The organism is Acrocarpospora phusangensis, from assembly GCF_016862995.1.
Taxonomy (GTDB): domain Bacteria; phylum Actinomycetota; class Actinomycetes; order Streptosporangiales; family Streptosporangiaceae; genus Acrocarpospora; species Acrocarpospora phusangensis.
The window spans coordinates 24,879-35,130 of sequence record NZ_BOOA01000083.1 but is presented as its reverse complement, the minus strand read 5'-3'; the positions used below and the strand labels follow the sequence as shown (position 1 = coordinate 35,130).

General features: G+C 66.9%; 12 protein-coding genes. 6 read left to right on the top strand and 6 right to left on the bottom strand.

The features are described from left to right. The 5 genes from Aph01nite_RS33910 to galU all read right to left on the bottom strand — a co-directional run. The coding region (locus Aph01nite_RS33910; protein ID WP_373872359.1) for a GNAT family N-acetyltransferase at positions 1–365 on the bottom strand (365 nt) is incomplete at its 3' end. Between the two features lie 147 nt (positions 366–512). Further along, positions 513–995 carry a MogA/MoaB family molybdenum cofactor biosynthesis protein gene (locus Aph01nite_RS33905; protein ID WP_204045131.1) on the bottom strand — a complete coding sequence of 161 codons (483 nt, stop codon included), beginning with the start codon at positions 993–995 and terminating at the stop codon, positions 513–515. Further along, the gene (gene moaC / locus Aph01nite_RS33900) at positions 992–1,459 is read right to left on the bottom strand and encodes a cyclic pyranopterin monophosphate synthase MoaC (RefSeq protein ID WP_275419329.1); all 468 of its coding nucleotides are present in this window, start codon (positions 1,457–1,459) and stop codon (positions 992–994) included. Before moaC ends, Aph01nite_RS33905 begins: the two co-directional genes overlap by 4 nt. Beyond that, positions 1,456–2,640, bottom strand: a complete 1,185-nt coding sequence (glp, locus tag Aph01nite_RS33895; protein WP_204045133.1) for a molybdotransferase-like divisome protein Glp — start codon at positions 2,638–2,640, stop codon at positions 1,456–1,458. Before glp ends, moaC begins: the two co-directional genes overlap by 4 nt. A gap of 4 nt (positions 2,641–2,644) precedes the next feature. Next, complete coding sequence (galU, locus tag Aph01nite_RS33890) at positions 2,645–3,553, bottom strand: UTP--glucose-1-phosphate uridylyltransferase GalU (RefSeq protein WP_204045130.1); 909 nt, start codon at positions 3,551–3,553, stop codon at positions 2,645–2,647. Between the two features lie 25 nt (positions 3,554–3,578). Between galU and Aph01nite_RS33885 the strand changes: the two genes are divergently transcribed. From Aph01nite_RS33885 to mscL, 6 genes are all read left to right on the top strand, one after another. Beyond that, complete coding sequence (locus Aph01nite_RS33885; RefSeq protein ID WP_239162182.1) at positions 3,579–4,163, top strand: 5-formyltetrahydrofolate cyclo-ligase; 585 nt, start codon at positions 3,579–3,581, stop codon at positions 4,161–4,163. 18 nt (positions 4,164–4,181) lie between these two features. After that, positions 4,182–5,687: a potassium/proton antiporter gene (locus Aph01nite_RS33880; protein WP_307836816.1), complete on the top strand. Its 1,506-nt coding sequence runs from the start codon at positions 4,182–4,184 to the stop codon at positions 5,685–5,687. Between the two features lie 88 nt (positions 5,688–5,775). After that, a complete protein-coding gene (locus tag Aph01nite_RS33875) occupies positions 5,776–6,090 on the top strand; it encodes an FmdB family zinc ribbon protein (protein ID WP_204045128.1) in 315 nt (104 codons plus the stop codon). A 148-nt stretch (positions 6,091–6,238) separates the two neighbouring features. After that, positions 6,239–7,045, top strand: coding sequence for an S-methyl-5'-thioadenosine phosphorylase (locus tag Aph01nite_RS33870; protein ID WP_204045127.1), 807 nt, complete (start codon positions 6,239–6,241; stop codon positions 7,043–7,045). Between the two features lie 834 nt (positions 7,046–7,879). Further along, entirely contained in the window at positions 7,880–8,581 is a 702-nt protein-coding gene (locus tag Aph01nite_RS33865) for an SAF domain-containing protein (RefSeq protein WP_204045126.1), read from the top strand. 36 nt (positions 8,582–8,617) lie between these two features. Next, positions 8,618–9,052, top strand: coding sequence for a large conductance mechanosensitive channel protein MscL (gene mscL / locus Aph01nite_RS33860; protein ID WP_204045125.1), 435 nt, complete (start codon positions 8,618–8,620; stop codon positions 9,050–9,052). Between the two features lie 18 nt (positions 9,053–9,070). On the opposite strand, the gene Aph01nite_RS33855 is transcribed toward mscL, so the two are convergent. Further along, positions 9,071–10,174: a D-alanyl-D-alanine carboxypeptidase family protein gene (locus Aph01nite_RS33855; protein WP_204045124.1), complete on the bottom strand. Its 1,104-nt coding sequence runs from the start codon at positions 10,172–10,174 to the stop codon at positions 9,071–9,073. Between the last annotated feature and the right edge of the window lie 78 nt (positions 10,175–10,252).

Genomic DNA, 10,252 nt, shown 5'->3' with positions numbered 1-10,252 from the left:
GTCGGGATGATGCCGCGACCGGCCAGGGCCCCGTCCACCCAGTAGCCGACCTGGGCGGAACGCGCCGATCCCCAGACAATCGCCCCGACCGTCAACTGACCGGCGAAAACCCCGTTGTACGTGACCACCCACGGCAGAGCCAGCCCCTGGCGCGCCTCCCGCTTGAGGGTCCCGACCATCGAGACGTACGGCCCGAGACCGGTGCGAAACAGCGGCGTCTCCGGGTTGCTGGGCTCCCACGGCCGCAGCCAGTCCGCGTTGCGCAGCCGCGTGTCCCGCCACGCGCGCACGTCACGCAGCCGGAGCGGACGGAGCCCCACGGGCCCCTCCGCCAGGGTCGCGGGCCAGCCGCGCAGTCGATCCACGATTCAATCATCCCCGGAAGAGTGTGTGTCCGCCACGACGGGTGTGCGGAAGAGCACACGGTCAGCCGGTATACGTGTCGATGACGCGACCGACCGGGCAGCCGCTGTCACACTTTTCGCCCTCATTCGCTTCGTCGCCCGCTCAGATCAACCACGGTGATCACCACCCCGGATCTGATCGACGGCATGCGCGAGGATCGGCGCGAGCACGGCCATACCGTCCCGTACGCCCCCAGTCGACCCAGGCAGATTGACCACAAGCGTGGAGCCTGCCTGCCCAGCCAGCCCGCGGGAAAGGATGGAGGTGGGAACTTTATCCCGATTTACCTGGCGTACAGCTTCCGCGATGCCGGGGATCTCCCGATCGATGACCCGCCGGGTCATCTCAGGCGTGAGATCGGTCGGGGTAAGCCCGGTGCCCCCGGTGGTCACGATGACGTCGTAACTTTCAGCGACACCCGCCCGCAGAGCGGCCTCGACGGGCTCTCCGTCGGGAACGACCCGAGGCCCGTCGACCTCACACCCGGCAGAGGTGAGCAGTTCGACCAGCAGCACACCGGATTTATCCGGATAAACGCCCGCCGCCGCCCGGTTGGAGGCCGTGATCACCAGGGCGCGTACCGAGGTCATGGCCGGGTCCAGACGCCGGTCTTCCCGCCGGTCTTCTCCTCGACCCGGACATCGGTGATCACCGCGGCCGGATCCACGGCCTTGATCATGTCGATGAGCCCGAGCGCGGCCACCGTCACCGCCGTCAACGCCTCCATCTCCACACCCGTTTTGTCCGCCGTCTTAACCCGGGCGACGATATCGACCCCACTGTCCACCACAGTGAGCTCAACCTTCACCCCATGCAAGGCGATCGGATGACAGAGCGGCACAAGATCCGGAGTCCGCTTCGCCCCCATGATCCCGGCGATCCGCGCCACCCCGAGCGCATCCCCCTTGGGCACATCCCCCGATCGCAGTACGGCTACCGCCTCCTCGGACAGCAGAACCCGCCCCGACGCGGTAGCCGTACGGGCGGAGACCGGCTTTTCCGACACATCGACCATGCGGGCCGCGCCGGATTCGTCCAGATGGCTGAGGTTCACAGCGGGATCACTTCCACAGAGGAGCCCTCGGCGAGTTCGGTCACGTCCTCGGGCACGATGACGAGCGCGTTGGCCGAGGCCAGCGCGGCGAGTTGGTGGGAACCCTGCCCGTGCACCGGAGCGACGGTGCCGCCGGTCAGGACAGCGCGCAGGAACGAGCGCCGCCCGAGCGGGGAGTGCAGCGGCGCCGTGGTCGTGGCGCGGACCGTCTCGGGAAGCCCGGCGGGCAAACCCTGCATATGCCGCAACGCGGGCCGGACGAACAGGATGAACGACACGAACGCCGAGACGGGGTTGCCGGGCAACGTGAAGATCGGGACATTGTCGTCGCCGACCACGCCGAAGCCCTGCGGCATCCCCGGCTGCATGGCGACCTTCTCGAACGCCACCTTTCCCAGCGGCGCGAGCGCCTCTTTCACCGGTTCGTACGCCCCCATCGAGACCCCGCCGCTGGTGATCACGGCGTCCGCACGCAGCAGCTGCGCGTCGAGGATGTCGAGGAACCGGTTCGGATCGTCGGTGACGGCTCCGGCGCGGAACCCCTCGGCCCCCGCCTCACGGACGGCCGCGGCCAGCATGAAACTGTTGGACTCCCAGATCTGCCCAGGCCCGAGCGTCCCGCCCGGTTCGGCTAGTTCCGCTCCGGTCGAGAGAACCACCACGCGCGGCTGAGGCCGTACCCGCACCCGCCGACGGCCCACCCCGGCCAGGATCCCCAGCTGCGCGGCCCCGATGCGAGTACCCTGACGCAGCACCACATCCCCGGCCCGCACGTCCTCCCCGATCAGGCGGATCGCGTTACCGGGCTGGACCGGCCGGTGAAAGGTGACCTTCGTGATGCCCGCGTCCGTCCACTCGACGGGAACGACCGCGTCCGCACCCGCCGGCACCGGCGCACCCGTCATGATGCGCGCCACCAGCCCAGGACCGATCGCCCGAAGCGCTCCGTCCCCGGCGGCCACATCCTCGGTCACCGGCAGGCTGACAGGGACGTCCACGATGTCCCCGGCACGCACCGCGTAACCGTCCATGGCCGAGTTGTCGAACGGCGGCAACGACACCGGAGCCGTCACGTCTTCGGCCAGAACGGTACCCAGAGCCCGCTCAAGATCGACCTCAAGCGGGGCCAGGGGCCGCACCGTACTCAGGATGTCGGCGAGATGTCGCTCGACCGGCTTCATGGCGCTAGGACTGGACCTCATTCAGGAATTGTCGCAGCCACGGCAGGAACTCGGGCGCGAGATCCTCACGCTGCGCAGCGAACTGCACGACGGTCTGGAGGTATTCGAGCTTGTTGCCCGTGTCGTACCGCCGGCCGCGGAACAGCACGCCGTGCACCGGACCGCCCTCGGCCGGACCTCTGTCGGCGAGGGTACGCAGCGCGTCGGTGAGCTGGATCTCGCCGCCGCGCCCCGGTGGGGTCTTCTCCAGCACCTCGAAGACCGCAGGATCGATCACATACCGTCCGACGATCGCCCAGTTGGACGGCGCGTCCTCGGGCGCCGGCTTCTCGACCAGATCGGTGACACGGACCACGTCGTCCTCGTCCGTGGTCGCGATGGCGGCGCAGCCGTACAGGGAGACCTGCTCGTGCGGCACCTCCATCAGCGCGATCACGCTTCCACCGTACGTCTGCCGGACCTCGATCATGCGCCTGAGCAGCGGATCGGCCGGATCGATCAGGTCGTCGCCCAGCAGGCAGGCGAACGGCTCGTTACCGACGTGCTGTTTGGCGCACAGGACGGCGTGGCCGAGGCCCTTAGGCTGGCCTTGACGCATGTAGTGCATGGTGGCGAGATCGACGGGCTCCTGAATCTGGGACAGGCGTTCCTCGTCGCCCTTGGCCCGGAGCGCACCCTCCAGCTCGTAGGCCACGTCGAAATGGTCCTCGATCGACCGTTTGTTGCGCGCGGTGATCATCAGAACGTCGAGCAGCCCGGCGGAGACCGCCTCCTCGACTACATACTGAATGGCCGGCTTGTCGACGATCGGCAGCATCTCCTTCGGCGTCGACTTGGTCGCGGGGAGGAACCGCGTACCCAGCCCGGCGACCGGGATGACGGCTTTCGTCACGGAATCGAAGTCAGCACCCATGATTGGAACCCTAGTGGAGGCGTCTTTGGACAAGTTGAAGCTCAGGCGTGAAATTCTGAGTGAACGTTCCCGCATTGATGAGAATTCGCACCGTGATGGCGCGCGGATCATCAGGGAGACGCTGCTCGACCAGCCCTGGGTCCAGATGGCCGGACTGGTCGCCGCGTACTGGTCGATCGGCTCGGAACCCTCGACGCACGGCCTCGTTTTCGCCCTGTGGAAGCATGGGGCCACCGTCATCCTCCCCGTTCTGCAGCCCGACGGCGATTTGGACTGGGCGGTGTACGACGGGCCTGATTCACTCGCTCCAGGGCCTTTCGGAATCATGGAGCCGGTGGACACCCGGCGCGGCGTGGACACGATCCGCACCGCGGCACTGGTGATCGTCCCAGCGCTGGCCGTCGACCGATCGTCGGGCATCCGGCTGGGCCGCGGCGGCGGATCGTATGACCGGGCGCTGGCCCGCGTGGGCCCGAATGTGCCCACGGTGGCACTGCTGCACGAAGGAGAACTGATCGACGGCGTCCCCGGCGAAGCGCACGATCGTCCCGTTCGGTATGCGGCGCTCCCATCGGGACTCTTTGTGACAGGTGTGACAGGATTGTCGTAAAACGAGAAAGGGGACCGGGTGCAGCTGGAGCTTGACGGCTGGCTTCTCGTCTCCGCGGTGATCGTGATTGCGGCGATCGCGTCCGTCCGGATAGCCCATCGCACCGGGCTGCCCTCCCTGCTCATATATCTCGGTCTCGGCCTGCTGCTCGGTGAGTCCGGCATCGGTGAGATCCATTTCGAGAACGCCATGCTGGCCAAGCAGCTGGGCTTGATCGCGCTGGCGGTCATCCTGGCCGAAGGTGGCCTGACGACGAACTGGGAGCACGTGCGCAAAGCCGTGCCGACCGCGCTGGTGCTCGCCACAGTCGGGGTGGGGATCAGCATCGTGGTGCTGGCCGCCGCCGTGCACGGACTTCTCGGCATGGACTGGCGTTCCGCGCTCCTTCTCGGCGCGATCCTGGCCTCGACCGACGCCGCCGCGGTCTTCTCGGTCCTGCGCAGGCTGCCGCTGCCGCCCCGGCTCGCGGGAGTCCTGGAGGCGGAATCCGGATTCAACGACGCCCCGACGGTGATCATCGTCATCGTGTTGAGCCAGGTCAACGCGCCGGATCCGTCCATCTGGAACGTTCTCTTCACCTCGGTCTCCGAACTCACCATCGGCGCCATCGTCGGCCTGGCCGTCGGCCCCGCCGCCGCATATCTGCTGCGCAGGGTCGCCCTCCCCGCGTCCGGCCTGTATCCGATCGCGGTGATGGCGATCGCGTTCCTCGCGTACAGCGGGGCCGTGGTCGCGCACGGCAGCGGCTTCCTCGCCGTGTACGTGGCGGCACTGATCATCGGCAACAGCCGCCTCCCCCACCGCTCGGCCACCCGCGGTTTCGCGGAGGGCGCCGCCTGGCTCGCCCAGATCGGCCTCTTCGTCATGCTCGGCATGCTCGCCAGCCCTTCCGAACTTCCTAATGCCGTGGTCCCCGGCCTGGTGGCCGGTCTGGCGCTGGTCCTGCTCGCCCGCCCCCTCTCCGTGGTCGGCTCCACCGCGCTCGTACGGCTCGGGCGGATCGGCCGGGTGACATGGCGCGAGCAGGTCTTCCTGTCCTGGGCGGGACTGCGCGGCGCGGTCCCGATCGTGCTCGCCACCATCCCCTGGGCGGCGAGCGGCACAGCGAGCATGTTCAACCTGGTCTTCGTCATCGTGATCGTCTTCACGCTGGTGCAGGGCCCGACCCTGCCCTTCCTGGCCCGGGTGCTCGGCCTGTCCGCAGAGGGCGAGGCCCGCGACCTGGACGTCGAAGCGGCCCCCCTGGAAGAACTCAACGCCGACCTCCTGCAGGTCAGGATCCCCACGGGCTCGAAAATGCATGGCGTCGAAATCTTCGAACTCCGCCTGCCGTCGGACGCGGCGATCACCATGATCGTCCGCGACGGCCGCTCCTTCGTCCCCGGCGGCACCACCCGCCTGCGCGCCGAGGACCAACTCCTGGTCGTGACCACGGCAGCCCAGCGCGACACAGTCGAGCGCCGCCTGCGCGCGGTCAGCAGAAGAGGCAAACTCGCAGGCTGGTACGGCGAGAGCGGGGACTAAACACCCGCCATGTTCTGTTTCAGCTTCTCAGTTGGCTTATCATTTAGCAGTCGCACCGGTCGAGTGCCAGTTCACGAGGAGGAGCGCGGTGCCCACCTACCAGTACGCCTGCACCAGTTGCGGTGAGCAGCTCGAGGTTGTCCAGAAGTTCACGGATGACGCACTCACTGAATGCCCGGCGTGCCAGGGCCAGCTCCGCAAGGTCTTCAACGCCGTGGGGATCGTGTTCAAGGGGTCTGGCTTCTACCGCACGGATAACCGTTCGTCGAGCTCGTCCACCGCCGCGTCGACGCCGGCCAAGAGTGAGACCGGCTCCGCCAAGACGGAGTCCAAGCCCGCTGCCAGCACGTCGTCTTCGACGTCGTCCACGGCTTCCTCCTCTTCCTCGACGTCGGCCGCCTGAGCCCCGACCGGCGCGTCGCCGGGTTGCGTGTAACCATTCTCACAGCCCGAGCCACCCGTCAATTACGTTGTCCACAGGGTCCCGCGGTTATCCACAGGCTGGAACCCGGGCCAGGACGACGGCGGCGTGATTCGCTAGGGTCGGCGGCATGGTCAATCGTGTGGACATCGGGGTCATTGGCGGCTCAGGGTTCTACTCCCTTCTCGACGACGCCGAGGAGATCGACGTCTCGACGCCCTACGGGCCGCCCAGCGACAAGGTGACGCTGGGCCGGATCGGGGGGCGCGGGGTCGCGTTCGTTCCCCGGCACGGGCGTGACCATGGATTCCCGCCCCACCGCATCCCCTACCGGGCCAACCTCTGGGCATTACGGTCTCTCGGGGTGCGGCAGGTGATCGCTCCCAGTGCCGTCGGCTCGTTGAAGGCCGAACTCGGTCCCGGCGCGCTGGTGGTTCCCGATCAGCTGGTTGACCGGACGTCGGGGCGGGTGCAGACCTTCTACGACGCGGGCGGGGCCGTGCATGTGTCGTTCGCCGATCCGTACTGTCCTGCTGGGCGGGCGGCGGCGGTCGGGACGGCTCGCGCCGCCGATTGGGAGACTGTCGACGGCGGCACCCTGGTGGTCATCGAGGGTCCCCGGTTCTCCACCCGGGCCGAGTCGCGGTGGTTCGCGGACGCAGGATGGTCGATCATCGGAATGACCGGGCATCCGGAGGCGGTCCTCGCGCGGGAACTGGCCCTCTGCTACACGACGATGGCGCTGGTGACCGATCACGACGCCGGGGTCGAGGCCGGGGAAGGCGTCACCCATGCCGAGGTGCTTGAGTTCTTCGCTGCCAACATCAAACGCATGCGGTCGCTGGTCGCGGACGTGGTGCAGGCCCTGCCGGAGGAGCGCGAGTGCTCCTGCGGGAACGCCTTGGACGGGATAAAGCTGCCCTTCGAACTCCCCTAGCTGTTTCGCCTCTCATTTCACAGCCATTCGTCTTCGACGGGCTGCACGATGCACTCACACGCGTGGGGGCCGGTGAGCCCTGGCGGGCAATCAGAGAGCCGGATTCTCGGTTGATCCACTGGTTCAGCCGGAGCCAGGGCGCCGATGAGCTTCCCTGTGCACCGCGCCCCGCCGAGTTGTTCGCGCCTTACAGTGCTGGCCAGCGGCAACGCTTAGGGCTCGCAGAGGAATAATCCAAGATTTTCAAGCCTCTCACTTCGGCGAACTCTCTACCGAACCGCAAGTTGGATTCCTGCAGGCTCCCTAGGACCCCTAACAGAATGAAGCCGATCATGCTTGGCGCCGGTGCGGCAAGCAGCGTCACCTGCGTTAACGGCGCCGGATAACGGCGGAAGGCCAGTGCCTCGGGTCATTCTGTTAGGCGCTCTTAGGGAAATCGACAGAAGAAACCGGTCACCCTTGGCGCCGGTACGGCGCGAAGCAACCACCTGCGATAACGACACCGGATAACGGCAAGAAGCGACGACCTCGCGCCATCCTGCTAGGCGATCTTAGAAGTGCCTACCGAATAGATTAGACGCCAGGTTGGCTGTTGTGCGGCTCCATGATCACTCAGGCTCAGCAAACAGGCCGACACGTTGCTAGATGGTGCTGAAGATCGCTCGCTGCTGAACAGTATTGGCAGGACCGTGCACCTGTGGGAGCCGGCTGCCGGAACGTCTGTGCGCTCGGCGGAGGCGTTTGGGTGCGCCAAACACTGGCTGGCAGTACTCGGTCGCCGTATGGCCTCCCACGGTGCCGAAAAGCCAACCCATCCCAGATCGGAGTTCGATCATGCGTGCTATCACCAGGTTCCTCGGGCGGCGCCGCCGTCTGCTGGCCGCGATTCTCGCAGGATGTTCGGTCGCCTGTGCTCTTCTGACGGTGAGCGGCTCGGAGGGAGTTGAGGTGCTCGCCGCCGCCCGGGATCTGCCCGGCGGCCGGCTCTCGATGGCCGATTTGACGGTGCTTCGCATCCCTTCCGCAGTTCTGCCGGACGGGGTATTGGAGCCCGGCACCACGGTCGCCGGTCGAGTTCTCACCGGCCCGATACGCCGGGGCGAGCCGCTGACTGACGTACGGCTCCTGGGCGGAGGCCTCCTGGCCGGGCAGCATCCTGGACTGGTGGCAACTCCTGTCCGGATCGCCGATGCCGACGTGGCACAACTGGTCGCACCAGGCGACATCATCGACGTTCTGGCAGCTCCGAGCGGAGCCTTCTTATCGTCATCCGACGGCGCGATTCCCACAGCAGCCCGTGAGCAAGGCGCGCCAGAGCAGTCCGTGGTCGCCGACATGGAGTTCGCCGGTGCCACAACCGTCTTGATCGCGAACGGTGGCCCAGTGGTCAGCCGAGTCACCGTCCTCGCCGCGACCTCCGACGACGACAGATCAGAAGGCGCGCTTCTGGTCCTGGCGACAAGCCAGTGGCAGGCCGCCCAACTGGCTGCCGCACAGTCCGGCGCCCGTCTCTCGATAGCCATCCACCCGCGCTAAGGTTTGGGACTTCAAGCACGGGCACGAGAGGGAACCATGGGCGGATTCAAGAAGTTCCTGTTACGCGGCAACGTCATCGAACTCGCGGTCGCGGTGGTCATCGGCGCGGCATTCACCGCCATCGTCAACTCGTTCGTGAAGGACGTCTTGACGCCCGCCCTCTCCGCGATCGCCGGCGCGCCGAACTTCGGCAATCTGAAGTGGCAGATCGGCGACGCCGTGATCGGCTACGGCAACTTCCTCAACGCCCTGGTGTCGTTCCTCATCGTGGCCACCGTCGTGTACTTCTTCATCGTCCGGCCGTACGAGCTGCTCATGGCGCGATTCGCACCCGCCGAGCCGAAGGAGACCCGCGAGTGCCCCCAATGTCTTACCGAGGTGCCGAAGGCGGCCACTCGGTGCAGTGCTTGTACGTCGGAGCTCACGCCCGTGTCGGAGCAGGGAAGCGGTAGCCGTACAGGGCAGGTCTAGGAGGGCTCAGAGGGCCGCTCAGAGGAGGGAACCGACCTTCGGGTCGTATTCCCAGTGCCACGGCTCGAATGGGCTCACGTAGGCCCAGTCCGGGTGAATCCATCCGAAGCGCTTACCGTTCTGCTCCAACCAGACGAACTCGGTCGACTTGTACACCCGGATGGCTCCGCAGAAGTCGACCGCGAGGCCCAGCCCATGGTTGCTTCGGCCCGGAATGGCCGCCAGACCGGGCCGCTGGTAGTAGACGATCTGCTGGTCGCGCAGACTCCGGTAGCTGTCGACCACACACAACGGCTGCCCGAAGCGCTTCTTGTACGCGAGGTTCAGGTCGGCGAACGCGATCGCCGCATCGGCCCGCAGTTCCTCCCCCTTGAACGGCAACGGGCAGAGCATGTTCCGCGGCAGCAACCCGTTGGCGTACTGATCCGCCTCGACGACCCGAGTAGGGTCACAAGCCCCGCCGCCCCGCTTCACCCCCAGTTTCGCCAGCGCCGTGGTCAGCGACTTCACCGTCTGCTGCGACTGCTTCCGCAACGTGTCGATCTCGAAGGAGAGCTGCGCCTCCTGAAGCAGCTTGGTCGCACGCAGTTCCTGCGACTCCGCCGCGAGCTTCTCCCGCTCCTCGAACAGCTTGCCGGCGTCGTCCACCACGCGGTTCCGGCCCGTCGCGAGCTGATTGACGTCGCTCATCGTCCGCAACGCGTTCTGCCCGCTACCACTCGTCAGAAGCGGGCCCAAGCCCGAGGACGAAGGGTCCTGGTAGATGTATTCGACCAGGTCGGAGAGCGGGCGCCGGACCAGGGCGAGCTGGGCGTCAGCGGTCCGCAGCTGAGTCAGCTTGCCTTCGAGCTGACGTACCGAGGTGTCGAACTCCTTCTGGCTCGCTACCAAGGCCTTCGTGGCCTGCTCGATTCCCTTGGTCGCCTTCTCCGCTTCACGCCGCAACTCCGTCAGCGTGCCGGGATCCGCCTTCACCGTCTCCACAGCGGACGACTCGACCATGTCGGCAGTCGTCACCTTCGCAGGCTCGGCGCGAGCCTCGGCCGCCACGAGCGAAGTCAGCACCATGACGACCACGATCAGACCCGCTGATCGAGGAGCTGGCACGATCGACTCCTCCATTTGCGAACTCGTGACCCCGGTCAGGCACGCACGTTACTACAGCCCGGCGAGTGTTCGGGCCCGAGTCCCCAGAGCCGT